Here is a 26,049-nt window from a genome sequence, read left to right on the forward strand (position 1 = left end):
ATCCTATCGGAAAGTGCGCCGCCCTCCCCTATCCCCTGCTTCTATCAGGCAAGGCGGACTGTAGGACAGGCAAGACAAAGGGGACGATGGCGAGCCACCGTCCCCTTCATTGTCAGCTCAGGGCGTCGATCAGCTGGTGCGCGGCCTGAACAGGCCCGGACGGGCGCGGTCGCTGCCGAAGCGATAGACGGTCTGGCTGCGATCGGTTGCCGCGGCGCTGGCCGGGGTTGCGACCGGCGCGGCGCGGGCGACCGGATCGGCCGTGCGGAGCGCCTGTCGCTGGGCGAGCAGGAAATGGGCGCGGCGACGGCGGTTGCGCTGGGTCAGGAAGGGATTGTCGCGGCTGGGGGCAGCGGCGACCATCGCTTCGACATCGCTGGCGGGAGCCGTGGCGGCGGCCAGCGGGGTGCGTGCAGCAATCGGAGCAGCGGCCAGAGCTACAGACGGGGCAGCCGGTGCGAGGGGCATCGGTGCCGGGGCCGGGCCGGTTTCGATCGGCGTAATCGCTTCACGCTCGGCTTCGACACGCTGGCGGCGGCGACGGACGACGGCGGTGGCGCCAAGGCCGACCAGCAGCAGCGAACCGCCGCCCAGCGCCAGCAGCAGCGCCGGATCGATCAGGGCCGAAGGCTGTTCGGCGGGCGCGGCAGCCGGGGCCGGTTCGGCGACCGGGGTGACGGCGGGCAATTCCGGGGCCGGCGTTGCGGCCGGGGCTACGGGTGCCGGCGCTTCGGTACGTTCAGCCGCGACCGGGGTCGGAGCAGGTGCCGAGGTAGGTTCAGAAGCAGGTTCAGACTGGCGCATTTCCGCGCGGCGCGGTGCCGGGGTGGCCGGGGCAGCGCGGCTTTCCTGCGCGGCGGGCGCTTCAGGCTGCGGCTCCGGGGTCGGCGGCGTCTGTTGCACGACCGGCTGGCTGGGCGCGAAGACCGGCGCCGACGGGGTTGCAGGCGCCGTGGCAGGCGCAGCGGGTGCGGGCTCTGCCGCCGGCACTGCGGGGGCGATGTCGACCGGCGCGGTCGGCGCCGTTGCGGGCGCGGCCGGCGGGGGCGTCATCACCTCCTGCGCAAGCAGGGGCGTTGCGGACAATGCCAGGACAGCGGCGATCGCGGCCGAGGCGGGACGGATGGATCGAATATTCTTGGTCATAGCGATAGATCAACCGCCGACCATCTCCATTGGCCTCAAACATATCGTCAAATGCGGGACGATCTGTTCGTCAATATCGATTAATTGAAAAATCAATCACCAACATGAACGGATGTTCATTTCGAACATGAACAACAGATTTATATCATGACTTCACAGCATCAGACATCGTCGCCAGAATCTTCCTTGCGCTCAAGACGCGCGCCATCCAGTAGAGCCGCCTTTCGACGTTCTTCTTGCTGATCGGCAAGTTTCTGCGCCTTGGTCCGGCCGAACTTGGCGCGGTTGCTGTCTGCTGCCTGCGCCTTGTCGGCCCGATCCCTGGCCTTGCGCGCCAGACGAAAATTAATGACGTTGCTCATCTTCCACCCTTGGCCCTATGGGGAATAGTGCCACAAAGATCCGGGGCAGCACCAGTCGCCTTCGGCCCGGCCATACAGGAAAATCATGCCCAGCATCCACGACGTCGCCGCCCTCGCCAAAGTCTCGATCAAGACGGTGTCCCGCGTTGTCAACAAGGCGCCGAATGTCAGCGACGAACTGCGCGAGCGGGTGAACGCGGCGATCGAGCAGCTGGGCTATCGCCCCAACCAGTCGGCGCGCCGGCTGGCCGGCGGCCGGTCCTTCATGATTGCCTATCTCTACAGCAACCCCGCCCCCGCCTATACCGGCGGCATCCAGTCGGGCGCAGCGGCGCGCTGCCGCGACCTTGGCTATCATCTGGTGGTGGAGCCGATTTCCGACGGCGGCGAGGAGCGGATCGAAGTGCTGGACCGGCTGGTCGCGGCGCTGCGCCCGGACGGCGTGTTCCTGGTGCCGCCGCTGTCCGACGACGCGCTGCTGCTCGACCGGCTGGCGGAAATGAACCTGCCCTGCGCGCGGATCGCCGGCACGGCGGACGCATCGAAGGGTGGCATCAACATGCCGACCCCCGAACATGCCGCCGGACGGATGGTGGCCGATCATCTGGCGTCATTGGGCCATAAGCGGATCGCGGTGATCACCCCGCCCCCGACCCACAAGGCGGCGCTGCAGCGCGTCGAGGGGTTTCGCGAGGGGATGGCGGCGGCCGGCCTGCCGATCGACGACAGCCTGTTCATGCAGGGCAGTTTCGATTTCGCGTCCGGCATTGCCTGCGCAGAGGCGCTATTGCAGCGGGACGACCGGCCGACCGCGATCTTCGCCACCAACGACCCGATGGCGCTGGGCGTGCTGACGCTGGCACATGACCTGGGCCTGCGCGTGCCCGAGGATCTGTCGGTGGCAGGGTTCGACGATACGCCCGCGAGCCGCACCAGCTGGCCGCCGCTGACCACTGTGCGCCAGCCGCTGGACCATATGGGCCGCGCCGCGATCGACGCGCTGATCAATGGTCCGGGCGAACCGCCGCGCTTCACCTTCTCGCTGGTCGCGCGCGGCAGCACGGGAGCTGCGCGCGAATGACCGCCTAGTCGGCCCGCATTCCCGGACAGGACATCAGAAGGCCTTCTGATGGACCAGCACGTTGAAGGTCCGCAGCAGGATGCCGACGTCGCGCCCCAGGCTCCAGCCGTGCAGATATTCCAGATCGGATTCGATCCGCCGCAAAATGTCGGCGCGGGTTTCGGTCGCGCCGCGGAAACCGCGTATCTGCGCCAGGCCGGTAATGCCGGGCTTGAGCGCATGGCGGTGCCAATATTGGCGATCGACCTGCCAGAAATAGGCATCCTCCGCCGTCGATCCAAGCGCATGGGGGCGCGGCCCGACCAGGCTCATCTCGCCAAGCAGTACATTGAACAGTTGCGGCAGCTCATCAATGCTGGTGCTGCGGATCAGGCGCCCGATCCGTGTCACCCGGTCGTCACTGCGCCCGGTCGAGCGACTGCCGGCGGCATCGCCCCGATCCGCATGCATGCTGCGGAACTTGTAGATGCGGAACAGCCGGTTGCCGCGGCCGATCCGCTGCTGGCGGAAGAAGACCGGCCCTGCGCTGTCGAGCTTGATCGCGATCGCGACCAGCAGCAGCAGCGGCAACAGGGCGATGAGCAATGGCACGGTGAGAGCAATGTCGAGCAGGCGTTTGCTCGCCCGGTCCGCCAGATTGAGCGGACCGCGCGCGACCACCAGGGTCGGCGAACCCAGCCAGCCACCGACCGCCAGCGGCATGGTTTCGCCGACCTCCGGCACGACGACTTCGCCCTGGACATTGCTGCCCTTGAGTATCTGTGCCCAGCTGGCGCGCCGCGCCGCCGGACAGAGGACGATCGCGCGATCATAATCGCGCAGCAGCGTGCCCAGTTGATGCAGCTTGAAGGGATCATCCTCCTCCGGCCGCAAGCCGATATGGCAGGCATCGATCACGGCGGCATTGCCACAGTCATTGGGCAGCGCACAGCCATCGACGATCAATATCTCGGCAAAGAGCTGGCTGCCGAAGCGGCGGCGCACGGCATGGGCCACCAGCGATCGCTGCACCAGCAACAGGCCAAGGCTACTGGCCAGACCGGCAAGCACGGCCGAGCGCGGCACGACATCGACCGCCTTGAGCGCGAACACCACCAGGAAGAAGAGCAGCATCGTGCCGCCCAAGGCCAGCGTCACGGTGCGACAGCTGATCGCCGCGCTGGTCAGGCAGGAGGCGGCATAGGCCTGACTGTGGAAGGCAATGATCGCAAAGACCGTCGCGCCGGCAGCCAGCGACGCGGCAATGTCGCCGCTCAGTCCAGGCAGCGGCGAAATCCTGACGCCTGCGCCGAAGCCGACGAACAGGGCTACGCCATCCAGCATGAGCAGAAGAAGACAGAGCCACAGGCGCGCATTGCGCTTCACCATTGGCGAGCGCGCACGATTTCCGGTTCGGACCTGCAATGCGAAATCTGGGTTTGGCATGGGGCTACCCCTCTCTTGTCGCCATGGCGGCCCATGACCGGGCATCGACCACCATCCGCCGGGGAAGTTCAGGACCAAGCCCGCCCCCCGCACAGCTACAAAAGCACATAGGCAGCATGGACAATCAATCCGTGCCACTACCTACCATATTTCTACGTTTTATTTCCTAATATCATTCACAAGACAGATTTAATGCAATTTCACAACAAACCAAATCAAGATCAACCGCGACTCATTTCTGTATTGCTACGTATGGGAAAGGCGATCCATTCTTGCAATAACATACCAAACGGAGCGAGGGTCGGCATGCAAACTGCCCTGATCATAGGTCTTGCAATCACCCTTGGCATATGGGTGGTCGGACTTGGCCGGCTGTGGCGATTGCAGAGCGCCTCGCAGGCCAGTCTGAAGGTCGAGCCGATCGATCGGCTGTTCGCGATCTTCTGGCTGCCGATCGCGATATTGGCGCTCGTGGCAGCGCTACCGCTGATGGCGCGCCAGTGGCTGGTCCGGCGGCAGCGGCACTGACATTCTCATCCGTCGAGCCGGCGCCCGATGCCGGCCGCGAAGGCGACCCGCAGCGCATCGGACAGGTTGCGGGTCTTCAGCTTCGCCATCAGATTGGCCCGATGGATCTCGATCGTCCGCGGGCTGATCCCCAATTGCAGGGCGATATGCTTGTTGGGCAGGCCCATCGTCAGGCCGGCCAGCACGTCGCGCTCACGCGGGGTCAGCTTCTCCACCAGCGCCTGCGCCTGCATCGTCCGCTGGCGGCGGGCGCCGTTATCGTGCAGCACCGACCAGGCATTCTCCACCGCCTGCAACAGGCTCTGCCGTTCGAACGGTTTGACCAGGAAATCGACGGCGCCCATCTTCATGGCCGCAACGGTCACGGCGATATCGCCATGGCCGGTCAGCATAATGACCGGGAAGTTGAGGTCAGCCTCGTTCAGCCGTCGCTGCACTTCCAGACCATCCATGTCGGGCATCCGCAGATCCAGGATGACGCATCCTGCCGGTTCGGTCGGTGCGGCGGCGAGAAAATGCGCGCCGCGCTGCCAGGTACGGACGGAATAGCCTTCAAGCTCCAACAAGAAGGCGGTCGCCGCCCTGACCGAATATTCGTCGTCCACGATATGGATCGTCTTCATTGCCTCCACAGAGAATCCCTTTCTTGCGCTTCAATGTGAAACAAAAGCAGCTGCCGGCCGGCGTGGGTTCGACCCAGATCCGCCCGCCATGGGCCTCCACAATCGTTCTACAGATGGACAATCCGACCCCTGTTCCTTCTTCTTTGGTACTGACGAAGGCATCGAACAGCCGCTCCCGGATTTCGGCGGCGATGCCGGTTCCGGTGTCGGTGATCCTGACCTGCGTGGTAAGTTCATCGACGCGCACCGCGTCGATGCTGAGGACGCGCTCATCCATGCCGCGCATCGCATCAATGGCATTGCGGCACAGATTGCCGATGACCTGCTGGATCTGCACCGGATCAGCGAAGACCGGGCCGGCATCCGGATCGATCCGCACCGCCAGCCGCACCTGCGCATTGGCGGCGGTCGAGCGCACCAGCGCGATACTGCTGCGGACCATGTCGCCCATGTCCTGCACCTCCAGCTGCGCTTCGCCATTGCTGGCGAAATCGCGCAGATGGCGCATGATCGCGCCGGCGCGCACCGACTCCTGCGCCGCCAGATGGAATATCTCCTCCAGCTTCCTGCGATTGCTGACGGTCAGGTGGCGCAGCAGGATGCCGCCGCCTTCCATATAGGCGGCCAGCGCAGTCAGCGGCTGCGTCAATTCGTGCGACAGCATCGAGGCCATCGCGCCCATTGCGCTATAGCGCGTTCCATCGAGCATTTCGGCCTGCAATATTTCGAGCCGAGCCTTGGTCGCCTCCTGCTCCGACAGATCGCGGACAAAGGCGGTAAAGCGGGTTCCGCCATTCGCCTCGACCCGCACGAAGGTCATCTCGGTCGCGAAATTGGAGCCGTTGCAGTGGCGGCCGATCAGCTTGCGCTCGACCTTCTGCGTAATTTCCACAATTCTGAACGGCCGTTCGTCCGCCGGTTCCTCGCCCGACGGGCAGACCAGCAACAGGCTCTCGAAATCCTGCCCCTGAAGCTCGGCCAGACTATAGCCGAACATGCGCGAGGCCGCTTCGTTGATATATTCGACATGGCCCTGCGCATCGAACACGAACACCCCGTCGGGCGCGGTTTCCAGGATGAGGCGCAGTTCATTCTCGCGTTCCTGCAGCGCAAATTCATGCGCGCGTTCCAGCGTGACGTCGCGGATCAGATTGGCGAAGCCCTGCAGCATCCCGTCATTGTCATAGAGGGCAGTGACCACGCAATTCTGCAGATAATTGGAGCCGTCGCTGCGGTGGAAGCGATAGTCGAACTCCCAGCTGCCATGTTGCCTCGCCTGGACGAAGGCCTCTGCCAGACGCTCCTTTATGTCCGCCCTGTCGGGATAGAGCAGCCCGACATGGCGGTGCATGATGTCCGTTGCCGACCAGCCGGTAAACCGCTCCGCCGCCCGGTTCCAGTGCAGGATGAAGCCGGAAATGTCGGTCATGTAGAGCGCATAATGGGCCGCGCCGTCGGTCAGCAGCTTGAGCTGCTTCATCAAGCGACTGACATGAGCGGCCTGAAATTCCGCTCGCGCGCGCCAGAAGGTGGAGCGCAATGCAACGACGTTGGCGGCGATCAGGCTGAGCAGGAAGGCCGAGGAATTGGACAGGCTGTCATCGCCGAAATCCATGTCGACCAGACCATAAGCGGCGGCGAGCGCACCGATGGCGGTCAGAACGCCAGGGCCTGCCCCGAACAACATCGTCGCCGACAGCGCCACCAGCGTGAAGATCACATAATATTCGGCCGCCAGCAATTGAGGCCCGTCCCCGAGAACCGCCCCCATCGCCAAAGCCAGGACCACCAGTGCCATGACATAGCGTCCCAAGCCGCTCCACGACACATGCCGCCGAAGACAGCGCAGTCGCGACATCCAGAATGGATATCGCAACGGGTCTGCCGCCAGGATACGAGCAACATGAAACTTGCCGATAGCTGCAAACATAAGTCAAACCCCGCGCCTGATGCCCAGAATTATTTCAAATGTTGCGACCATCACCCTTCAAGGGTTTATATTGTGGGATTGGAGGCCCTTTTCATGGCCGCCCGTCCGATCCTGACCTCATCTTGATCTGGATCAAATTTTGCAGAAAATTCTGCTGCATTGCAGAATATTTATCAACCGAACTACGGGAAGTATAGTAGGTAGTTTTACACAATATTCGAAAAATCTGCGTTTCGTTTCAAACCTGAACGAACCATTTCGTTTATAAATAACTATATACCAACAACTTAACCAGGCTGAACGCTCTTTTCCGCCCGCGCGCGCGCGAACTGGACCATATCGAGCACCAAGGTCCGCCCCAGAAAGCCAAGGGCAATTGCGTAGATAATCGCCCCGAAAGCGATAGTGCAAAGCAGCATGGCAAGGGGAGGAGTGCCCTGCAATTGCCCTCGGACCAGCCACAGTGCGACAGCCATAACCAGCGAGGCAAGGATGCTGGGCTGGAGCGCCCGCCAATAGTAGTTCCAGCCGATCGGCAACAGCAACGTCACTGGCAGGACCGACAGGGGATAAAGAAGATAGGCCCGCGCCGTAAAAGCTGCTGCAACCGCCCAGAGGCCATATTGCACGGCGAAGAAGAAGGTCACGATATTGACCAGCGCGTAGATGGTTGCCAGCCAAGTCTGCCATTGCGGCTTGCCCATGGCGAGCATCAGGGACTGATTATAGATGCCGATCGCCTGCAAGGCGCCGAACAGGCTGAGATAACGCATCACGTCCGCCGCCGCCGCCCAGCGCGGGCCGAACAACAGGAAGATGAACTCGTCCGATATGATCGCCAGGCCGACAAAGGCGGGCGTGGTGATCGATGCGGTCGCCGACACGATCCGCAGGAACGCGCCCGCCAGACGGACAGGATCATCCTTCAGCCGGGAAAAGACGGGAAGCGCGACCCGCGACAAGGCGCGGGCCAGCATGAGATTGGCGGCCAGGAGTGCCCGTTTGCCGACCGTATAGATGCCGGTCGCCGCGCCACCCAGTGCAAGCCCCACCACCATCACGTCCGAATTGGCATTGAAGAAATTAGCCGCGCCGGTGACGCCGACATGCCGACCGTAGAACAATATCTCACGCGCATGTTTGCGCGAGAAGCGCAGCCGGGGTCGCAATGGGCAGGCCGCCCACAGGATCAGCGTGCCGACGATCGCAACCGCCAGATTTTGTGCAACCAGCGCCTGCACGCCATAGCCGGCAATGGCGAGGCCGATGCCGACACAGCCGCCGACAAAGGTGGAGATGGTCGAGCGGATGGCGAGCGGGCGCATCTGCAACGCCCGCGTCAGCCAGGCCTGCGGCACCAGGTTAAGCGCGCTGAGGAGGTTGGCGATGCTGAGCCAGCGCAGCACCCAGCCGAGGCCGGCATGACCGGCCGTCGCTTCGGCCCAGTCCGCCAAGACGAAGGTTGCGATCGACAGGAGCACACCGGCGGCGGCGGCGATCCAGAAGGCGGTGTCGTCAAGTTCAGGATCCGCTCTGCCACGGCTGACCAGTGACGCACTGATCCCTGACAGGGCGATCATCTGGAACCATTGCCCCACCAGCAGGGCGAGCGCGACAATCCCCAGCATGGCCGCATCGACATAGCGGGCAATCACCAGAAAGGTCAGGAACTGCAACAGGTGCACGCCCCAGCTTTCCATGATCGACCAGACCATGCCAGACCGGACCGCCCCTGCCAGACCGGCGCTGCTCATATTGCCTGCCCCGCCCTTGCTACATGGCAAGCCGGCATCGGCACGGTCAGAAACAGGAATGGCATGACAGTTGGCTTCCCTCCATAACAGGATGAAGACGACACATCAGGAAAGCCCGTCGGCATCGAAGGCCGTCATGTTCCGGACGAGCGCGTTCACCGCCCCTCGGCCGGTTTCTCGACAAGCGGCCGGGGCGCTGGCGGAACGCGCGACTGGAGCGTCGCATAGGCCAGGCGCAACCGCTCGACAAAGGCGTCATGACTGAACTCGGTGCGCGCCCGATAGGCCGCCACCCTGCCCAGATCATTCCGCAACATGGCGTCTTGCCCCAGCCGATCCAGGCCATCGGCCAATCCCTGGGCCGTAGGCAGCGCCAGCCAGGCGCAGGCATCATCCAGCACCTGGCTATGGCTTTCGATCCGGGTAGCCAGGATCGCGCGGGTCGACGCCATATAGGAGAATATCTTCATCGGCGTGTTGCGCCCCTGGATGCGCGGCGAGCAGAGAATGTCGGCCTGGGCAAGATAATGCGCTAGATGGCGGAGCGGACGCGCGCCCAGCAACCGGACCTCCGCTGCGACGCCGAGCCTGTCCGCCAGCGTCGCATGATCGGCGATCGCCTGCGGGTTGCCGCCGATTATCACCAGCATCGGCCGTCGGTCCGGATCGACCAGCGCCAGCGCCTCGATCAGCAGCGCCACGCCCTGATAGGCCTCCAGATTGCCGACATAGAGCGCCAGCGGCCGCCCATCCGCCAGCACTCTGATATCTTCGGTGGCCTCCGCGCTATCAGGATCCTCGAACGCGACATCGGTCAGCAGGTGAACGCGATCGACCGGTGCCACGCCGCGCGCCGCCGTCTGTATGGCAGGGCAAACCGCAAGGGTGAGATCGCTGCGCCGGAAGGCGGCCCGCTCCAGGGACGCCAGCAGGCGGATGAGCATCCGTGCCTTGGGCCATTTGTCGGCGATCTGCTCGCTGAGGATCGAATCCGCATCATAGACGAGGCGCGCGCGCTGCATCGTCGCCAGCGGCCAGGCCAGGAAAACGGCCTCCTCCACTGCATGGACGACATCATGGCGTTGGCGCAGCAACAATCGGGCGGCGGCAAAGAACATCCACAGGTCACAGACCAGCTTGGCCGGCGAAAAGCCGATCGGCACGCGCCGGATGCCGGGCGGCGCGGCAATGCGATGATGGCGGACGCCGGGCATGGCCACATCCTGACCGACATGGAAGGTCAGCAGGTCGACCTCATGCCCCTGCCCGGCCAGTGCCTCGGCCGCGAGGCGGACCGCGATGGGCGTGCCACGTTCCTCGAAAAAGGGCTGCGGGGCGAGCATCAATATCTTCATGATGCCAGCCTCAGTCGCAACTGGCCGCTGAGAAAGGCCAGCGGCGATGCCAGCCGGCCGAAGGCAGCGGCCCCGCCCTCTTCCGCTTGACGGATCAGCGCGCGAATGTCGCGCGCCGGCCGATCGCGCGAGACCTTGCCTTCCAATATCGTGCCATAGGTGCCGATCCGCCGATCATCGCCAACCAGCGGCAAGGGATCCGACCCGCGCAGGACGAGGCGCGTGCCGAAGCGCGAAACCGGCCAGAAGACGGGCCTGCTGCCGATGTCGCCCAACAGCAGACGCCCCTCCCCATCATCGGTCATCAGGCGATCGACCAGATTGCCACGGCGCCCCAGCCACTTGCCGATCCCCCAAGGCAGGATGACCAGCGCATCCTGCGCCAGCATCGCCGAAACCAGATCGCGCGCAGTAGGGCCATCCTCGAAATGGGCGGCGGTCGCGAGCGCCAGCACTTCCAGCCGTTCCGCACTGATGACCTGCCGACCGGCAAGCACCAGCAGATCGGCGCCGTCGTGACGCAGCCACAGACTTTCGGCCTCGTCGGTCGCCTCGGCAAAGGGCCGCAGCGCGTCGAACATGTCATGCCCCTGCTGCTCGGCGAGCATGAACAGGGTCATCACCTCGCCTCCGGCCATCGCCGCCATCCGATGATGCGCGGCAGTGAGCGTCGCGACCGGATCGGCGCCGGGGTGGAGATGGACATGGGCGTCGATCAATATCCTAGGCATAATGCGCGCGCGCCTTTGCCGCCGATCCGGCCTGCTGGGCCGGCCAGATGCGGTCCGCCACCGCCTCGCTCAGCAACGGCGCGGTTGTCAGCTTGCCACCGACCAGGAGATGATAGCCACGAGGGCCAGGCTGCAGATGGCGATCGCGCATGTCGAATTGCCGCCCGCTGCCGTCACGGTCGGGCAGAAGGCCGGCATGGACCGCCCGGATCGATCCCACGTCGAGGTCGAGATGCGGCAGGCAGAGCCTGATCTGGCGCAGCGCCATATCGATGTCGCGCGGCTCTGGTGCGGCCTGAGTTGCGCCGGGCGCAGGGCGATAGAAAGTGCCGACCAATGTGCCCCCCCTCACCTTGCGGAAGAAATAGCTGCGGCCCCGACCATGACGCGGCGACAGCGCAAAGGCATCCGCACCGTGTGGCGCGGGAATATCGAGCAGCAGATTATAGGCCAGGATCGCGGCGCTGGGCCTGGCTGCTCGTCCAGCGCCCTCGCCGAGATCGAAACCAGCCCAGGCGCCCCGGCAATCAAACAATTGCGCGGCGGCCAGGCGCTGTTCCTGTCCGCTGGCGCGATCACGGACATGCACGCCCTGCAATTGCCCGGACTGTTCGCCCAAGGCGATGGCTTCGGTCGCGCGCAGGACCACGCCGCCGCGCTGCTCGACCTGTGCCAGCATGTGCGCGAGCAGCGCGGGCGGATCGGTCAACTCTGCATCATGCCAGAAAGCGCCGCCGACCAGGTCCATTGCGGGCACGGCATAGCCGTCCAGCACCTGCTGGCGGCTATATTTCCCGTCGTCGGGCAAGGGACAATCCTGCCCGCAAGCGACACGTAGGGCCCGGTCGGCGACGCGCGCGGCCGCGAAAAGCGCGGGGGAACGGATCGCGCCGCGATAGAGTGGCATGACGCAGCGCAACGGCCGCACATGCCGGGGATAATTATCGATATACCAGGCCTGCGCCCGGCGGCTCTGGCGCCAGCGACCGATGCTGAACGACTGGAGATAGCGCAGGCCGCCATGGATGATCCCATAGCTGTTGACCGAGGCACCGGCGGGCGCGTCGTCCCGATCGACCAGGATCGGACGCTGGCCCCGCGCAATCGCGGCAAGGGCCAGCGTCGCCCCCTGAATACCGGCACCCAGGATCACCGTTTCAGGCATCAGCCGACACCTGCTCGACGATCTTCTCGACGCGATAATGCTGCTTGCCGTCGCCACGGGTGAAGATGATGATTTCGGCGATGAGGCCGATCGCCGCGATCTGAATCCCCAGAACCAGCAACAGCACGACCAGCACCAGCATCGGCCGATCCGACAGCGGCACGTTGCTGACCTCGCGCTGGAACAGCAGGAAGGCCATCAGCAACAGGCTGCACACGACCGATCCGGCGCCAACCGTGCCGAAGAAGCGGAAGGGGCGCTGCATGAAGCGGACGAGGAAACCGACGGCGAGCAGGTCGAGCATGACGTCCATATAGACGCCGGGGCGGTGCTGCGGCCGGGCGGCATCGCTCTGCGCCTGAGCCAGGGTAAGCTGCATCACCTTGAAGCCATGCGCCTCTGCCAGCAACGGCAGGAAGCGCTGCTTTTCATCCTGCACCGGGATTTCGTCGAACACGCTGCTATGGGCGGCGCGGACGGAACAGCCCGGATCATCATATTTGGCGCCGGCGAAGCGCGCGACCTTCTCGAAACCCCAGCCGCGCAGGCGGTTGAAGATTGCGTCGTCGCTGCGCTGGCGACGGACAGTCACCACATCGGCGTCGTTGAGATGATCCAGCAATTCCGAGATCGCGCCCGGCCCGACCTGGAAATAAGCCGGCAGGAACAGCAGATGCCGGCCGGTCGAGCGCCGCACACCTTCGCGCAGGCAGGCCGCCTCGCCAAATTCCCGGCTGAAGCGCATCACCTGGATCGGTTCGCCGCCGCGTTGCAACGCTTCGAGCGCATCGATCGGGAAATCCATGTTCCCGTCGATCACATAGATGAACTCATAGCTGCGGCCAGTCGCGGTGATGGTGTCGCGATATTCGGCATAGACTTTCTGGATATCGTCGAAACGCGCCAGAACCGGGATCACGACAGAAAGATCGGTGGTCTCGACAAGGTCGAGTTTAGCAGAAAGCGCCATTTTCAATCCCCTTGTTTCGAAAGGCCGACCGAGAGACGCGCCCCCAGTTCGGCATAACCGGACACTTTGTTCGAAAGCGAAGCCAGCATCTGACCGACAACGGTCCAGCCCAGCAGGAACAGCGAAAGCGACAGCCACAGGACCGCGATCGCCAGCATCGGCAGGGCAAGCCCATCGCCCATGACCGCGATCAGCAGCGCGGCGGTGCCGAGCAGGAATGTGCCGACCAGCAGGAAGCGCGACCAGGCCATCGGCCGGCGCACATAGCTGAGCAGGATCCGGATCGAGACGATGTCGAGCATCACCTTGTAGATGCGCGAGAAGCCATATTTGGATACGCCGAAACGCCGCGGATGATGGCGCACCTCGACCTGCGCGAGCTTCGCGCCAGCCAGACGCGACAGCGCGGGAATGAAGCGGTGCATTTCGCCATACATGGGCAATTGCTTGACCAGGATGGCGCGAAAGGCCTTGAGCGAACAGCCGCTGTCGCGCACCGCCACCCCCATCAACCGGGCCATGATGCGGTTGGCGACCTGCGAGACGAAGACCCGCGCCCCGCCATCCTGGCGTTTCTTGCGCCAGCCAACGACGATGTCATAGCCCTGGTAGATGATCGCGACCATCTGCGGGATGTCGAGCGGATCATTTTGCAGGTCGCCATCCATGGTGACGATGATGTCGCCCCGCGCATCCTGGATGCCAGCGGCCATCGCCGCCGTCTGACCATAATTGCCGCGGAATTTCACGATGCGGACATGCGGATCCAGTGCCACCAGATCGGCCGCGCGGGCGAAGGTCGCATCCCGGCTGCCATCATCCACCAGGACGACTTCATAGCTGGGCGCGAAACCGACCAGCGCATCGCTGATCGCCTGATGGAGAAGGACGACATTGTCCTCTTCATTGTAAAGAGGAACGACTATGGAGACATCAACCATATGACCACCCCCAAAGAACATGAATATTCGATGTAGACATCAACATATATAATATTGAGTCATATCATGACTTAAGAAAAGTCATCATCACACGAATCAATATCACACATATTAGAAACATTTTCTATTATGTAGTGACACCTACTCGATAGGTGTCCCCCCCTATGTTGACTCATCTCGCAATTGCGTAAGAATTTTGAGCAAGCCGACACAAGTGCGGCCATTGTCGAAATCGGGGAACGACATGCTCAGTTCTTCAGAGGGAATGCCGGCGCTTGCCGGCCCGCCAGACCGCGATGCGCGCCATGCAAGCGCATGGTTGCGCAGCATCCTGCCCTGCCTGATGGTGGGGGGGGTGGCCTGTTTCCTCTATGGCACCAGCATCCAGACGCGCCCCGCCCATCTCGACGAATTCTATCACCTGCTCGCTGGACGCAGTTGGCAGCTCCACCGCGATTTCGCGCTGCTCGACGGGCAATATGCGCGCGCACCGCTGTTCACCATGATCGTGGGCTGGACCTTCGACCTGGTCGGACGCGCCGACCTGCTGGTCGCCCGCGTGCCATCGGTGCTGTTCAGCGCGATCAGCGTCGCGATCCTGTTCCAGTGGTTGAAGCAGAGCGCCGGGCCGTGGGCCGGCCTGAGCGCGGCCGCGCTGCTCGGCCTGGCGGGCTACACGTTCGACATCGCCCATTTCGCCCGTTTCTACGCCTTGCACACGCTGCTGATCCTGATCGCGGCCTGGACCCTGTATCTGGCGACACGCGCGGATCGCAGGCCCCAGCCACTCTGGGCGGGATTGACCGCCCTGGCACTGATCCTGGCCTATCAGCTGCAACCGGTGACGATCATTGCGGTTGCCGGCCTGGGCGGCTGGTTACTGATCGACCAACGGGCGCTGCTCCTGCATGCTTGGAAGCGTCATCCGCGTAGCGCCCTGATCCTGACGGCCTGTGTCGTCATCGCCGTCACACTGGGTTTCGAGGCGCTCGCCACGATGGCCCGCCGCTTCGCTCATGCCGAACGATGGGCCGCCGCCGCCCAGAGTGATCGGCTATATTATGTGCGTGAATTCTGGATGCAGATGCCGCTGTTCAGCCTGCTGACGCCGGTTGCCCTGCTGATCGCCATCCGCAGCCACGCGCGCCTTGGCCTGCTGTGCGCCAGCATGATCATCCTTTGCCTGACGCTGCATTCCTTCGCCGGCATGAAGGCCTGGCGCTATTGCTATTATGTTTTCCCCTTTTTCTGCATGGCCTGGGGCCTGGCCATCGCGGCGCTGTTGTCCGCGACAGGCCCGGACAAGCGGCGCGCCATGTTGCGGACGGGCATGATGGCGATCGCCCTGCTGGCCCTGCTGGCCAGCAGCCCGGTCTATCGAGAGGGCGCCAAGCTGACCCTTGCTGGCCTGAGGGCCGTGGCGACCGGCCCTGCCGCGCTGGCCGCTCCGGTGCCTGACGGCGACTGGTTTTCCGCCGAGGCCCCTTTCCGAGCGCTCGCCGCGCAGCAGCGCATGCTGGTGACCGGAGACGATCTGCGCACCATCGCACATCTGGGCGACTATCAGGTCTTCATCAGTTCCAGCCGGCTGGGCGAATTGCGCCCCTCCACCGATTTCACGCCCGACTATCGGACCGGACGCCCGATCATCGAGACCGCAGCCGCCATGAACGTGGTGATCGACTGCAACCGGCGCGGCGCTGTGATCGTGTCCGATCGCCAGTGGCGCAATCCGATCGCGGTCACGCCGGCCGTTGCCGATCTGATCGAACGACGGCTGACTCCGGTCCGATCGGTGCCCGGCTTCCATGTCTTCACCTGGCAAGCTGCCAAGGCCGCCCGGCCCTGCCCCTATCCGCAGCATGGATCGAGGCAGGTGTCATGACCGGCAGCTTCCTTCGCGCGCGCCTGTCGCAGCATCCGTCCATTCGGGAGAGTTGTGCATGAACGAAACCGGCTATCAACCGATCATCGCGGTAACCGGCGCCACCGGCTTCGTCGGCGGTACGCTGGCCCGACGGCTGGTCGCCATGGGCTATCGCGTGCGATCGATGACCCGCCGGCCACTGACCGAAGCGGAACGGGAAAGCGGTATCGAGTGGATCGAGGGGGCGCTGACCGACACGGACAGATTCGACGCACTGCTGAAGGATGCACGCTATTGCTTCCACATCGCCGCCATGTTCCGGTCCGAAGGCACCCGCAGCGAGTTCATGCAGGTCAATCGCGACAGCACCCAAGCGCTGCTGGCGGCAGGTCGGCGGGCGGGCGTCGAACGCTTCATCTATTGTTCCTCGATCGGCGTGCATGGCAATGTCGCCACGCCGCCGGCCGACGAGAATTCCCCGTTCGATCCGCGCGACCCCTATCAGGAAAGCAAGCTTCAGGCCGAGGATCTGTGTCGGGACGAAATGACCCGGCCCGGCATGAGCGTGGTGATCGTGCGCCCCTGCTCCACCTATGGGCCGGGCGACATACGCATGCTCAAGATGTTCCGGATGCTTCAGCGGCGGCGCTTCCTGTTCATCGGCACGCATGAGCCCAATTTCCATCCGGTCTATATCGACGATCTGATCGCGGGTTATATCCTGACGATGACGCATCCCGACGCGCCGTCGGGCACCTTCATCCTGGGTGATCGATCCTTCCTGTCGCTGCGCGACTATGTCGCGACCGCCGCCACCGTGCTGGGGGTGCCAGCGCCCAGGACGACCATTCCCTATGGCCTGGCACTATTGGCGGCCCGGATCTGCGAGGCGATCTGCGCGCCGCTGTCACTGCAACCGCCATTGCATCGCCGCCGGCTGACCTTCTTCAAGCATAATCGCGCCTTCACGATCGCGCGGGCCGAGAAGGTGCTGGGCTATAAGCCGGCGGTCGGACTGGAAGAAGGGTTTCGCCGTACCGTCGCCTGGTATCGCCAGCAGGGCCTGTTGGCATGAGGATGTTGGCATTCCCCTGCCGGCCGTCAGCGGTTCAGCCAGCGTCCGAGCCGGACGCGATCGCGGCGATCGCGCCGACGCATGCCCCAGGCACCGGCGAGCGAAGCCGCCGCAGCGGTGGCAGCGAGCGGTGGCGCGACGCCGCACAGGGCGAGCATCGCCAGGGCCGATCCGGCCCCAGCACTCCAGCGCACGAAGCGACGCGCACCAGCGGCATAGCCATCCATGCTCTGGTCGATATCGCCGATCACGACCCAGTCCGGGCGATCGGCCACCCGCACCATCAGCGGCTGCACGGCGCCGTCAGGCAAGGTCAGCGATCGGACGACCAGAACCTCGCCGGAGGCAACAGCTATGCCGATCGGGAGTCTCACATGAAATTCGGCGCCCGCGCTCGTGCGATAGCGAACAGTTTGCGTGTCACTTGCGCCATGCCATTCGACATCGGCCACCGCGCCGCGCGTCAGCAACAGGCCAACGCTGCCGAAATGGGTGAGGATCGCCCGCTTCGCACTGAAAGCCTGCGCCTGCGAAGGGGGCTGCGCCGGCACGGCCACGAGGGCCAGCCCATGGCCCTTGCTCGTCTGCCTGTTCCGGATCGAAGCCATATTTCGCCAAATTCCTGTGCCCGTCATGGGGCTAGCATGGCTGCGGGGCGCTGACCATGATGCATGACCGCGCTTCGGGACAAACGGCCAGGTCCGTCGGACATGCCGCGCTTTTGCTGACGGCGCTGGGCCTGCCGGGCTCTGTTGCCGCTCAGGCACGCGCCCCGCTGGCGGGCGTCAACCTTGCCGGCGGCGAGTTCAATTCCGGTCGCAAGCCCGGCATCTATGCCAAGGACTATATCTATCCCGATGCGCGGATCGCGGCCCCCTTCATCGCCATGGGCATGAAGATCGTGCGTGTGCCGTTGCTGTGGGAGCGACTGCAGCCCAGTGCCGCGCAGCCGCTGTCCGCCAGCGAGATCGCGCGGCTGGACAAGGTGATCGCCGGCCTGAAAGGCTTCGAGATCATCATCCTCGACATCCATAATTACGGCAAGCGCAACGGCCAAAGGCTCGACCAGATTGCCGATGGCGACACCCAGTTCGCGGACCTGTGGCGGCGGCTGAGCGAGCACTATCGCGACGATCAGCGGATCGCCTTTGGCCTGATGAACGAGCCCAATGGCATGGCTCCCGCCCAATGGCGGCGCATCGTCGACGCCGGTGTCACTGCGATCCGCAAGGCCGGCGCACGCAACCTGCTGCTGGTGCCCGGATCGAACTGGACCGGCGCCCATAGCTGGGCCACGGGCGGGGCGCGATCCAACGCCGCCGCTTTCCGCAATTTCCGCGATCCGGGAGGCAATTATGCGTTCGAGATGCACCAATATCTGGACCCTGACAGTTCGGGCATGAAGATGCAGTGCGAGGACGCGCCGGTCATCCGCCAGCGCATGGCAGCCGCGACCAACTGGCTGCGAACCAACAAGCATAAGGGCTTTCTGGGCGAGTTCGGTGCGCCGCCCGACGCCCAGTGCCTCGCCAGCCTCGATGCGCTGCTCGACCATATGAAGCAGAATGCCGATGTCTGGATGGGCTGGACCTATTGGGCCGGTGGTGGCTGGTGGGGCCCCCATTATCCGATGAGCGTCCAGCCGGTGAAAGGCGCCGCCCGGCCGCAGGCCGGCATCCTTGCCAAATATAGCAGCCAGGGAGCCCGCAAATGATCCGCGCCCGCTCTGCCGGCCTTTCGGTCGCCTGCGCGGCGATACTGACAAGCCCGGCCTATGGTCAGGTGGACGTCCCCCCCGATGGCCTGACCGTGGCACCGACCGTCCGCATGGTCTATGACGACAACGTCCTGCGCCAGAATGACGATATCATGACGGGCGACACGGATGATCTGCGTATCACCCCCGGCGTCGACGTGACGTTCCGCAAGGTATTGGGCGTACACCAGGTCACCGCCGTCGGATCGCTCGGCTATGATTTTTACCAGCGCTACGATAATCTCAACCGTGAGCGCATCACGCTGCAGGCGCGGGGCGATGTGAAGATTTCCGGGCTATGCTATCTGCGTCCGCGCGCGCGGCTGAACTTCGCCCAGGCCAACCTTGCCGACCAGGGCGAGATCGTCGGCAATAGCGAGCGCACCCAAGATTATTCGGTGACCGCCGAATGTGACAAGCCCTATGGCTATTATCCGGTCATCAACCTGGGCTATCTGACCACCAACAACAGCGCCAGTTCGCGCCGCGAGTTCGACATCCGCACGCGAACCGCCGGCATTGGCTTCGCCTACACCAAGGCCAGTTTCGGCGATATCCGGCTGATGTTCAACTATGACGCCTTCCGCCGCCCCCATTATGACGGGCTCGATAGCGAAGGCCGACGGATGAGCAGCGGCGCGGACAATTATCGCGTCGGCCTGGAGTTCAAACGCGCGGTGGCGCCGCGGCTGAGCTGGAATGCCGGGCTGAGCTATATCAAGACCAAGGCACGCGATGACGATGTCGAGGATTATTCAGGCCTGGGCTATCATATCGGGGCGGTCTACCAGCCTTCGCCACGAGCCAATGTGGTGCTGGATGTCACGCGCAGCACGAGCAACCAGAGCAATACCGGCGCCACCTATGTCGTCCAGACCGACTTTTCGTTGCGCGGCAATTACAAGCTGGGCAGCCGATCCTCCATCCAGGCGGGCGCCACCTATGGCCGCCGGCAATTCAAGGGCGAGTTGCTGATCGACACCGACACGCCGCGCGGCACGGACAAGACGACTGCGCTGTTTGCCGGCTATCGCTTCGCGCTGCGCAGCCGCCTCAACGCCGGTTTCGAGTTTCGCCATGAATGGCGCGAAAGCGACGTCGATCGCTACCGCTACAAATCCACCTCTTCGATGCTGTTTATTGGCCTTCAATTGTGAGGAGCACGGCCATGTCCTTCATGCAACGCACCTTCAATGCCCCGCTCGCCCTGCTGGCGATATTGTGCCTTGGCAGCCCCGCACTGGCGGGCGCCGACACCAAGGCGGCCGTCGCCGCCTATATATTGGGCGCGAACGACGAGATCCGCGTGTCGATCTTCGGCGCCTATCCGATCGAGGTGAAGACCCGGATCAAGGAAGACGGCCGTATCACCCTGCCCAACATCGGCGATGTCGTCGCCGAGGGCAGAAGTACCAATGCGCTGGCAGAGAATATTCGTCGGCAGTTGCAGACCGGCGGCTATTTCGTCGACCCGATCGTCAATGTCGAGGTCGTGAGCTTCGTCAGTCGATCGGTAACCATGTTCGGCAATCTCCAGAGCCCAGGTCTCTATCCGCTCGATCGCCCACAGACGATCGCGATGATGCTGGCGCGGACCGGCGGCGCGCGGGCGGATGCGGCCGACTATGCGATCCTGCAACGGGCCGGCGAGGCCGACCAGCGGATCGCGTTGAGCGACCTCGACCCGCAGACCGGGACCGGCCAGTTCCTGCGCGCCGGAGATTCCGTGTTCGTGCCCAAAGCCGAAGATGTCTTCATCTATGGTCAGGTGAACAGGCCGGGGCGGGTCGCCTTCGAGACCGGCATGACGCTGCGCCAGATGCTGGCCCAGGCAGGAGGCCCGACGCTGGGCGGATCGGAAAAGAAGATCACGCTCCATCGCGGACCGGAGAAAATCAAGAAGGCGGACCTCGATATGCTGGTCAAGCCGGGGGACGTCTACACCGTCAACGAGCGAACCTTCTGAGGATCGGACGGCCTATCCGGGAGACATGCAGTGAATATTTTCACCAGAATCGCCCGATGGCTGGGTCTTTCCGCCGGTGAGCGGGACGTGCGCAAGACCAAAGGCAAGCGCCATCCGACGCCGATGCTGGACCGCGCAACGGTAGCGCCCACCGGCGCACCGCCTGCTCCGACCGAGGCGATGGCGATCGATGCCATGCGATCGGCCGTGCGCAAGGGCTTCAACTCGACCCAGCCAGTCACCATCGCCCGCCATCTGCATGGCCGGCAACAGGAAATGGACCTTCTGGTGGAAGGCGTGCTGGATCGCGGCAACCATGCCATGATCTTCGGCGGACGCGGCACCGGCAAGACTTCGCTAGCCCGTGTATTCGCCAATATGGCGGACAATCGCGGCTATCTGGTCTTCTACATGGCATGCGAACCAGGCCAGGATTTCACCAGTCTGATCGCGCCATTCCTGGATGCCGCACGCACCAACGCGCCGCGCGCCACGCAGCCCCCCTCGCCCATTCCAGCGCAGCTGACCCCGCGCGACGTGGTGGAAATCCTGGCCGAACATGGGCAGCGCAAGTTCATCTTCATCCTCGACGAGTTCGACCGGGTGACAGATGCGACGGTGCTGGCCGAACTGGCACGGCTGATGAAGCTGCTGTCGGACGCGGCCGTGCCGGCCCATGTCGTCGCGGTTGGCATCGCATCTGGCCTGAACCAGTTGATTACCGGCCATGAATCGCTGCGCCGTCATATCTCTGCCGTGCCGATCGTCCGCATCGACAGTAACGCGGTCTATGAACTGATCGACCGGGGCGCTGCCCATGCCGGGCTGAGCTTCACCGATGCCGCGCGCGAAACGATCGCGCATGTCGCCTGCGGTTCGCCCTACCATGTCCGGCTATTCTGTGCGCTCGCCTGTTTCGAGGCGCTGCGCCAGCGCAAGACAGTGGTCGAACTGTCGTCGGTCCTGGCCGGCATGGTGCGGTCGGTCGATGACTGGACGATCACCAATCCGTCCGATGCCGCACTGTTTCACGAAGTCATCGGGCTGGGCAGCGACCATTGGCCGATGATTGAACAGGTTGCGCGCGCCGCCACCGTTCCGCCTGGCGTCGCACTGGGCGACATCGAGCCTCAGTCAGACCAGGCCAGTCTGGCCATGGCACTGCTGGCCCGCACCATGCAGGCCCGCCCCGGCAGCGGCGAACTGATGTTCCGAGACAGCCTGGCCCCTCAATTCCTGCTCGCCATGCTTTTTGCCAGCCAACATGGCGACCACCTCAACAACCGGGTCGTGAACCTGGTCGACGCCCAACGTCAGAGCGTCGCGCTGTAAGGGATCGATAGGATGTACATGTTCGACGTCACGAGAGCCATCCTGCAACGCTGGAAGATGGCGGCCATCATCTTCTGCAGCATCATGGCGCTGACCATCCTCTGGATTGCGATCACGCCACGCGAATATCGGGCGTCGGCGCTGCTGTTGTTCGATTCCCGCGCGCCCGACCCGACCGGCGGCAAGACCAGCGAGGCCAATAGCGCGAGCATGCTGGCGACCGAGGCTGAAATCCTGCGCAGCGAGGTGATTGCACGCAAGGTCGTCGATCGGCTCGGCCTGTTGAAAGACCCTGCCCTGCGTCAGCGCTGGCAGGAACAGGCCAGCAGCAGCCAGAGCTTCGAAGGCTGGATCACGCGCGGCGTCCAGGGCGGACTTGAAGTGCTTCCAAGTGCATCGGGCAACACGATCGAGGTGAGCTATCGCAGCCTTGATCCCGAACGATCGGCGCTGATGGCAAACAGTTTCGCCCAGACCTTCAACGACACCCGCCTGAGCATCAGCAACGAGTTTTCCCAACGCTTCGCGGGCTGGTTCCAGAAGCAGATCGCCCAGTCGGAAAAGCGCATGGAGGATGCCCAGGCGAAGCTGGCAGATTTCCAGCGCGCCCACGGCATCGTGGCGACCGGCGCAATCGATGCGGAGAGCACGCGGCTGAGCGAACTGTCCTCCAAATTGTCGTCGGCCGAAGCCACCGCCGCCGAAGCCCAGGCCCGCGCGGCTGGCGGCGCCAGCATGCCGGACGTCCAGTCAAGCGGCGTGATCCAGGAACTAAGATCGCAGATCGCCGCCAAATCGGCGGAGATCAGCCAGATGGCCGCTGAACTGGGCCCCAATCACGCGACGATGCGGGCAGCACGCCAGCAGTTGCAACAGATGCAGGACAGCCTGGCCCAGGAAACCGGCAAGACGTCCGGCACGCTGGCCGCCGCCAGTTCCGCCGCTTCTGCCAATCAGGGCACGATGCAAGCGCTGCTCGACCGGCATCGCGCACGCATGCTTTCACTCGCCGCCGATCGCGGCAAGCTGAATGTGCTGGAAAGCAATGTCGTGTCGGCACGCAAGGAATATGAAGCGCAGACCGAGCAGCTATCGCAGCTCCATGCAAAAAGCACGGCGCCCTCGCTCAACATCGTACGGCTCAATATCGCGGAACCACCCATGTTCCCGAATGCCCCGAATGTCGGCGTGCGGTTCCTGATGATGACGATGGTAGCGGCGATGCTGGCCATTGGATCCGTGATCCTGGCCGAATGGCTGCGCCCGCGGGTCCGTAGCCGCGATGCCATTACCCACCTCACCGGCGTTCCCCTGCTCGGGCAGGCGGATCTGCGCCTCAAGGGCAAGCAACTGCGTATCGAAGGAGGCAATTGGTCATGAGGCTGCGCTCCACCGAACCTGTCGAACAGGTCTACACCATCCCACCCCCGGCCCATGGCGGCGAGGATAGCGAAATCCTGACGGCGGCCAATCTGAACGTCGATCCGCTGATTGCGGTCATCAACGCTCCGGCCGAGCGGTTGGCCGAACAGGCCCGCGACATCCAATCAACGCTGTCCGCTCTGCGCCGGCCCGATGGCGGTCCGGAGGGATCGATCGCGGTCATTGCAATCGATGCGGTCGAACAGGCCGCGATCCTGACCGCCAATATCGCGGTATCGGCGGCGCTCAGCGGCCTGCGCACGCTGATCGTCGACATGGAGCATTCCAACTTCATCCAGCACCGACTGCTCAACATGAGCCCGCGCCGGGCCAGGCCGGAAGAACTGGAAGAGCCATTCGCCTTTGTGCAGCCGACCAATATCCGGTCGCTCTTCGTCCTGGCGGCGCCCCTGCAGGAAGGCTGCACGGCCGATGGCAATCCCCTGCCGCCATTAGCTGAACGGCTGGCCGCGATCAGTGGTCATTTCGACCTCTGCCTGGTCGACGCCAGCCATGTCGCCGATCTGGCCCATGCCGCCGGCAGCGCGGACTGCGCGATCGTTGCGGTCCAGCGCGACGAGACGTCGACGAGCGAACTCAAGGCCGCAATCCACAAGATGACCATGCTGAATACCGCGCTGATCGGGACGATCATGCTGGTCTGACGATGATGGACGGACGCATCAGAACCAGGACGGATCATGAAGATAACGCATATCTCGCGACAATATCATCCTGGCATTGGCGGGCTGGAAAGTTTCACCCGCAATCTGTGCCGCGAACAGGCGCGCGCCGGACATCAGGTGCGGATGATAACGCTCGATCGGATCTTCGATGGCGACGGCGCAGCGCTGCCGCCATCGGAGAGGATCGACGATGTCGAAGTCATCCGGGTGCCCTTTCGCGGCGGTCGTCGCTATCCGCTGGCACCATCGGTCCTGCGTCATCTGGAGGATTGCGACCTCATCCATGTCCATGCCGTAGACTTCTTCGCCGACTATCTGGCGATCACGAAATGGCTGCATCGCAAGCCGCTGGTGCTGAGTACTCATGGTGGCTTCTTCCACACCGGCTACGCCCGGCGCCTGAAGCAAATCTATTTTCACAGCATCACCCGCTTCTCGCTGAGCCGGTTCAGGGCCGTCATTGCCTGCAGCGAGGCGGACCATGCGACTTTCGACGACATTTGCGGGCGATCGCTGACCATGGTGGAAAATGGCGTGGACATCGCCAAGTTTGCGGGGCTGGCACGCCAAGATCCGCATGATCGCACGATCATCTATTTCGGCCGGATCGCGCCCAACAAGCGGATCGATCAGTTGATCGGCTGGTTCGCCCATCTGCATCGGCTGGATGGCAATGCGCGGTTGATCATCGCGGGCAAACCGATGGGCGTGTCCTTCGCAGAGCTTCGCGAGCGGGTCGAGGCGCTGAGGCTCGATACCGTCGTCGAGTTTCACGACAGCCCGAGCGACGAAGCATTGCAGGCCCTGATCGCGCGCTCCAGCATATTCGCCTCCCCCAGCGCCTATGAAGGGTTCGGCATCTCGCTGATCGAGGCGGTGTCAGCCGGCCTTTATCCGGTGGTCAGCGACATTCCCGCGCATCGCCGATCCTGCACCAAGCTGGACGTTGGCAGCCTGATCGACTTCGCCGATCCGCTGTCGGCCGCGCGTCTGCTGCAGGATGTCCGCGCCGCCCGTCAGCGCCGGACCGCGCCGACCACCATGGCTGGCCTGCTGGCCTATGGCTGGCCACAGGTCAGCGCCAACATGCTGGCCATCTACGACCATGTGCTGGGCCACCACTTCCGCCAAATCGGAACACTCAAGGTCGCCGTGCTGTCCAATGGCGCGGCGATCGACCAGGTCACCCAGGCCATCAGGGACCAGGTGCCGCGGGTCATCGCCTTCTGCAACGCCCATCTGGTCAACCAGGCACGACGGGTCGAGGGACTGACAACTGCGCTGGAAGACGCTTTGCTGCTGAACGATGGCGTCGGCGTCGATATCGCCAGCCGGCTGCGTTATGGCACCGCCTTCCCGGACAATCTCAACGGGACCGACTTCATCCCGCATCTGATCGCGAACTATGATGGGGAATTGAGGCTGTTCCTGGTCGGTGCGGCGCCCGGCATCGCCGAGCAGGCAGCGCAGATGCTGCAACAACGCTACCCCCATGTCCGCGTTGTCGGCATCCAGCATGGCTATTTCGATGAGCAGGAAGAGGCGAACCTCAGCCAGCGGATCGAGCAAAGTCGCGCGGACCTGGTGATCGCTGCCATGGGCAATCCGCGCCAGGAGCTATGGGCGGCCAGATGGGCGCCCCGCTTCGGACGGCCCGTCCTGTGTGCCGGCGCCTTGCTGGATTTCACGGCCGGTCATATCCGGCGGGCACCGCCATGGCTCCGCGGGATGCGGCTCGAATGGGTCTATCGCCTGCTGAACGAACCAACGCGGCTGGCCGATCGCTATCTGCGCGGCAATATCAGCTTCCTGGCCCATGCGTTGCGCGATGCCCGTCCAGGTTATCCCACTGGTTCGCCGTCGCCCACCCCGCCGCAATCCGCGAGCGCCCGCGGTGCCGATGCGGCCTGACCTGTCCGGCCCACCCATGCGGG

At 63.9% G+C, this 26,049-nt stretch carries 23 protein-coding genes; 11 read left to right on the forward strand and 12 right to left on the reverse strand.

What is annotated here, in order from left to right; all coding sequences use genetic code 11:
- Positions 1 to 129: 129 nt before the first annotated feature.
- Positions 130 to 1,146 (reverse strand): hypothetical protein, encoded by a 1,017-nt coding sequence (locus tag VHN57_RS14940; protein ID WP_423284325.1) that lies wholly within the window; start codon positions 1,144 to 1,146, stop codon positions 130 to 132.
- Between the two features lie 161 nt (positions 1,147 to 1,307).
- Positions 1,308 to 1,508 carry a DUF4169 family protein gene (locus VHN57_RS14945; protein ID WP_010338340.1) on the reverse strand — a complete coding sequence of 67 codons (201 nt, stop codon included), beginning with the start codon at positions 1,506 to 1,508 and terminating at the stop codon, positions 1,308 to 1,310.
- Positions 1,509 to 1,593: 85 nt separating this feature from the next.
- Between VHN57_RS14945 and VHN57_RS14950 the strand changes: the two genes are divergently transcribed.
- Positions 1,594 to 2,589: a LacI family DNA-binding transcriptional regulator gene (locus VHN57_RS14950; protein ID WP_278983355.1), complete on the forward strand. Its 996-nt coding sequence runs from the start codon at positions 1,594 to 1,596 to the stop codon at positions 2,587 to 2,589.
- A gap of 33 nt (positions 2,590 to 2,622) precedes the next feature.
- Here the strand turns inward: VHN57_RS14950 and VHN57_RS14955 are convergent, their stop codons facing one another.
- Positions 2,623 to 4,014, reverse strand: a complete 1,392-nt coding sequence (locus tag VHN57_RS14955; RefSeq protein WP_423284327.1) for a sugar transferase — start codon at positions 4,012 to 4,014, stop codon at positions 2,623 to 2,625.
- 306 nt (positions 4,015 to 4,320) lie between these two features.
- On the opposite strand from VHN57_RS14955, the gene VHN57_RS14960 reads away from it, so the two are divergent.
- Positions 4,321 to 4,542 (forward strand): hypothetical protein, encoded by a 222-nt coding sequence (locus VHN57_RS14960; protein WP_278983352.1) that lies wholly within the window; start codon positions 4,321 to 4,323, stop codon positions 4,540 to 4,542.
- A gap of 5 nt (positions 4,543 to 4,547) precedes the next feature.
- Here the strand turns inward: VHN57_RS14960 and VHN57_RS14965 are convergent, their stop codons facing one another.
- The 8 genes from VHN57_RS14965 to VHN57_RS15000 form a co-directional block, all read right to left on the reverse strand.
- Positions 4,548 to 5,165, reverse strand: coding sequence for a response regulator transcription factor (locus VHN57_RS14965; RefSeq protein WP_223178195.1), 618 nt, complete (start codon positions 5,163 to 5,165; stop codon positions 4,548 to 4,550).
- Positions 5,095 to 6,963: a PAS domain S-box protein gene (locus tag VHN57_RS14970; RefSeq protein ID WP_423284330.1), complete on the reverse strand. Its 1,869-nt coding sequence runs from the start codon at positions 6,961 to 6,963 to the stop codon at positions 5,095 to 5,097. Before VHN57_RS14970 ends, VHN57_RS14965 begins: the two co-directional genes overlap by 71 nt.
- A gap of 419 nt (positions 6,964 to 7,382) precedes the next feature.
- Entirely contained in the window at positions 7,383 to 8,849 is a 1,467-nt protein-coding gene (locus tag VHN57_RS14975) for a lipopolysaccharide biosynthesis protein (RefSeq protein ID WP_423284332.1), read from the reverse strand.
- Between the two features lie 155 nt (positions 8,850 to 9,004).
- Positions 9,005 to 10,204 (reverse strand): glycosyltransferase family 4 protein, encoded by a 1,200-nt coding sequence (locus VHN57_RS14980; RefSeq protein WP_278983346.1) that lies wholly within the window; start codon positions 10,202 to 10,204, stop codon positions 9,005 to 9,007.
- Positions 10,201 to 10,935, reverse strand: a complete 735-nt coding sequence (locus VHN57_RS14985; RefSeq protein ID WP_423284334.1) for a hypothetical protein — start codon at positions 10,933 to 10,935, stop codon at positions 10,201 to 10,203. The genes VHN57_RS14980 and VHN57_RS14985 overlap by 4 nt, the downstream gene beginning before the upstream one ends.
- Complete coding sequence (locus VHN57_RS14990) at positions 10,928 to 12,100, reverse strand: FAD-dependent oxidoreductase (RefSeq protein ID WP_278983344.1); 1,173 nt, start codon at positions 12,098 to 12,100, stop codon at positions 10,928 to 10,930. Before VHN57_RS14990 ends, VHN57_RS14985 begins: the two co-directional genes overlap by 8 nt.
- Positions 12,093 to 13,070, reverse strand: a complete 978-nt coding sequence (locus VHN57_RS14995; RefSeq protein ID WP_278983342.1) for a glycosyltransferase — start codon at positions 13,068 to 13,070, stop codon at positions 12,093 to 12,095. Before VHN57_RS14995 ends, VHN57_RS14990 begins: the two co-directional genes overlap by 8 nt.
- A 2-nt stretch (positions 13,071 to 13,072) precedes the next feature.
- The gene (locus VHN57_RS15000) at positions 13,073 to 14,011 is read right to left on the reverse strand and encodes a glycosyltransferase family 2 protein (protein WP_278983341.1); all 939 of its coding nucleotides are present in this window, start codon (positions 14,009 to 14,011) and stop codon (positions 13,073 to 13,075) included.
- A gap of 244 nt (positions 14,012 to 14,255) precedes the next feature.
- Between VHN57_RS15000 and VHN57_RS15005 the strand changes: the two genes are divergently transcribed.
- Positions 14,256 to 15,896: a glycosyltransferase family 39 protein gene (locus VHN57_RS15005; RefSeq protein ID WP_278983339.1), complete on the forward strand. Its 1,641-nt coding sequence runs from the start codon at positions 14,256 to 14,258 to the stop codon at positions 15,894 to 15,896.
- A 58-nt stretch (positions 15,897 to 15,954) separates the two neighbouring features.
- Entirely contained in the window at positions 15,955 to 16,953 is a 999-nt protein-coding gene (locus VHN57_RS15010) for an NAD-dependent epimerase/dehydratase family protein (RefSeq protein WP_278983337.1), read from the forward strand.
- A gap of 26 nt (positions 16,954 to 16,979) precedes the next feature.
- Here the strand turns inward: VHN57_RS15010 and VHN57_RS15015 are convergent, their stop codons facing one another.
- Entirely contained in the window at positions 16,980 to 17,561 is a 582-nt protein-coding gene (locus tag VHN57_RS15015) for a hypothetical protein (RefSeq protein ID WP_423284337.1), read from the reverse strand.
- Positions 17,562 to 17,617: 56 nt separating this feature from the next.
- Between VHN57_RS15015 and VHN57_RS15020 the strand changes: the two genes are divergently transcribed.
- From VHN57_RS15020 to VHN57_RS15050, 7 genes are read left to right on the forward strand one after another with little or no spacing between them, the layout of a single operon-like run.
- The gene (locus VHN57_RS15020; protein ID WP_423284339.1) at positions 17,618 to 18,667 is read left to right on the forward strand and encodes a glycoside hydrolase family 5 protein; all 1,050 of its coding nucleotides are present in this window, start codon (positions 17,618 to 17,620) and stop codon (positions 18,665 to 18,667) included.
- Positions 18,664 to 19,866 carry an outer membrane beta-barrel protein gene (locus tag VHN57_RS15025; RefSeq protein ID WP_278983331.1) on the forward strand — a complete coding sequence of 401 codons (1,203 nt, stop codon included), beginning with the start codon at positions 18,664 to 18,666 and terminating at the stop codon, positions 19,864 to 19,866. Before VHN57_RS15020 ends, VHN57_RS15025 begins: the two co-directional genes overlap by 4 nt.
- Positions 19,867 to 19,877: 11 nt before the next feature.
- Entirely contained in the window at positions 19,878 to 20,675 is a 798-nt protein-coding gene (locus tag VHN57_RS15030) for a polysaccharide biosynthesis/export family protein (protein WP_423284341.1), read from the forward strand.
- A 30-nt stretch (positions 20,676 to 20,705) separates the two neighbouring features.
- Positions 20,706 to 22,007: an ATP-binding protein gene (locus VHN57_RS15035; protein WP_423284343.1), complete on the forward strand. Its 1,302-nt coding sequence runs from the start codon at positions 20,706 to 20,708 to the stop codon at positions 22,005 to 22,007.
- Positions 22,008 to 22,019: 12 nt separating this feature from the next.
- Positions 22,020 to 23,387 carry an exopolysaccharide biosynthesis protein gene (locus VHN57_RS15040; RefSeq protein WP_278983327.1) on the forward strand — a complete coding sequence of 456 codons (1,368 nt, stop codon included), beginning with the start codon at positions 22,020 to 22,022 and terminating at the stop codon, positions 23,385 to 23,387.
- Positions 23,384 to 24,094: a P-loop NTPase family protein gene (locus VHN57_RS15045; protein ID WP_423284345.1), complete on the forward strand. Its 711-nt coding sequence runs from the start codon at positions 23,384 to 23,386 to the stop codon at positions 24,092 to 24,094. Before VHN57_RS15040 ends, VHN57_RS15045 begins: the two co-directional genes overlap by 4 nt.
- A 36-nt stretch (positions 24,095 to 24,130) precedes the next feature.
- A complete protein-coding gene (locus VHN57_RS15050; protein ID WP_278983322.1) occupies positions 24,131 to 26,026 on the forward strand; it encodes a WecB/TagA/CpsF family glycosyltransferase in 1,896 nt (631 codons plus the stop codon).
- Positions 26,027 to 26,049: the final 23 nt, after the last annotated feature.

The organism is Sphingobium salicis subsp. salicis (genome assembly GCF_049472635.1).
Classification (GTDB): Bacteria; Pseudomonadota; Alphaproteobacteria; order Sphingomonadales; family Sphingomonadaceae; genus Sphingobium; species Sphingobium yanoikuyae_A.

What these genes read in the sequence shown, in the direction of transcription:
- VHN57_RS14955 (WP_423284327.1), bottom strand. Translation starts at nt 4,014, where the DNA reads ATGCCAAACCCAGATTTCGCATTGCAGGTCCGAACCGGAAATCGTGCG.
- VHN57_RS15010 (WP_278983337.1), top strand. Translation starts at nt 15,955, where the DNA reads ATGAACGAAACCGGCTATCAACCGATCATCGCGGTAACCGGCGCCACC.
- VHN57_RS15005 (WP_278983339.1), top strand. Translation starts at nt 14,256, where the DNA reads ATGCTCAGTTCTTCAGAGGGAATGCCGGCGCTTGCCGGCCCGCCAGAC.
- VHN57_RS15045 (WP_423284345.1), top strand. Translation starts at nt 23,384, where the DNA reads ATGAGGCTGCGCTCCACCGAACCTGTCGAACAGGTCTACACCATCCCA.
- VHN57_RS15000 (WP_278983341.1), bottom strand. Translation starts at nt 14,011, where the DNA reads ATGGTTGATGTCTCCATAGTCGTTCCTCTTTACAATGAAGAGGACAAT.
- VHN57_RS14965 (WP_223178195.1), bottom strand. Translation starts at nt 5,165, where the DNA reads ATGAAGACGATCCATATCGTGGACGACGAATATTCGGTCAGGGCGGCG.
- VHN57_RS14945 (WP_010338340.1), bottom strand. Translation starts at nt 1,508, where the DNA reads ATGAGCAACGTCATTAATTTTCGTCTGGCGCGCAAGGCCAGGGATCGG.
- VHN57_RS15040 (WP_278983327.1), top strand. Translation starts at nt 22,020, where the DNA reads ATGTACATGTTCGACGTCACGAGAGCCATCCTGCAACGCTGGAAGATG.
- VHN57_RS14950 (WP_278983355.1), top strand. Translation starts at nt 1,594, where the DNA reads ATGCCCAGCATCCACGACGTCGCCGCCCTCGCCAAAGTCTCGATCAAG.
- VHN57_RS14970 (WP_423284330.1), bottom strand. Translation starts at nt 6,963, where the DNA reads ATGGCACTGGTGGTCCTGGCTTTGGCGATGGGGGCGGTTCTCGGGGAC.
- VHN57_RS14995 (WP_278983342.1), bottom strand. Translation starts at nt 13,070, where the DNA reads ATGGCGCTTTCTGCTAAACTCGACCTTGTCGAGACCACCGATCTTTCT.
- VHN57_RS15030 (WP_423284341.1), top strand. Translation starts at nt 19,878, where the DNA reads ATGTCCTTCATGCAACGCACCTTCAATGCCCCGCTCGCCCTGCTGGCG.
- VHN57_RS14975 (WP_423284332.1), bottom strand. Translation starts at nt 8,849, where the DNA reads ATGAGCAGCGCCGGTCTGGCAGGGGCGGTCCGGTCTGGCATGGTCTGG.
- VHN57_RS15025 (WP_278983331.1), top strand. Translation starts at nt 18,664, where the DNA reads ATGATCCGCGCCCGCTCTGCCGGCCTTTCGGTCGCCTGCGCGGCGATA.
- VHN57_RS14980 (WP_278983346.1), bottom strand. Translation starts at nt 10,204, where the DNA reads ATGAAGATATTGATGCTCGCCCCGCAGCCCTTTTTCGAGGAACGTGGC.
- VHN57_RS14985 (WP_423284334.1), bottom strand. Translation starts at nt 10,935, where the DNA reads ATGCCTAGGATATTGATCGACGCCCATGTCCATCTCCACCCCGGCGCC.
- VHN57_RS14940 (WP_423284325.1), bottom strand. Translation starts at nt 1,146, where the DNA reads ATGACCAAGAATATTCGATCCATCCGTCCCGCCTCGGCCGCGATCGCC.
- VHN57_RS15050 (WP_278983322.1), top strand. Translation starts at nt 24,131, where the DNA reads ATGAAGATAACGCATATCTCGCGACAATATCATCCTGGCATTGGCGGG.
- VHN57_RS15020 (WP_423284339.1), top strand. Translation starts at nt 17,618, where the DNA reads ATGATGCATGACCGCGCTTCGGGACAAACGGCCAGGTCCGTCGGACAT.
- VHN57_RS14990 (WP_278983344.1), bottom strand. Translation starts at nt 12,100, where the DNA reads ATGCCTGAAACGGTGATCCTGGGTGCCGGTATTCAGGGGGCGACGCTG.
- VHN57_RS14960 (WP_278983352.1), top strand. Translation starts at nt 4,321, where the DNA reads ATGCAAACTGCCCTGATCATAGGTCTTGCAATCACCCTTGGCATATGG.
- VHN57_RS15015 (WP_423284337.1), bottom strand. Translation starts at nt 17,561, where the DNA reads ATGGCTTCGATCCGGAACAGGCAGACGAGCAAGGGCCATGGGCTGGCC.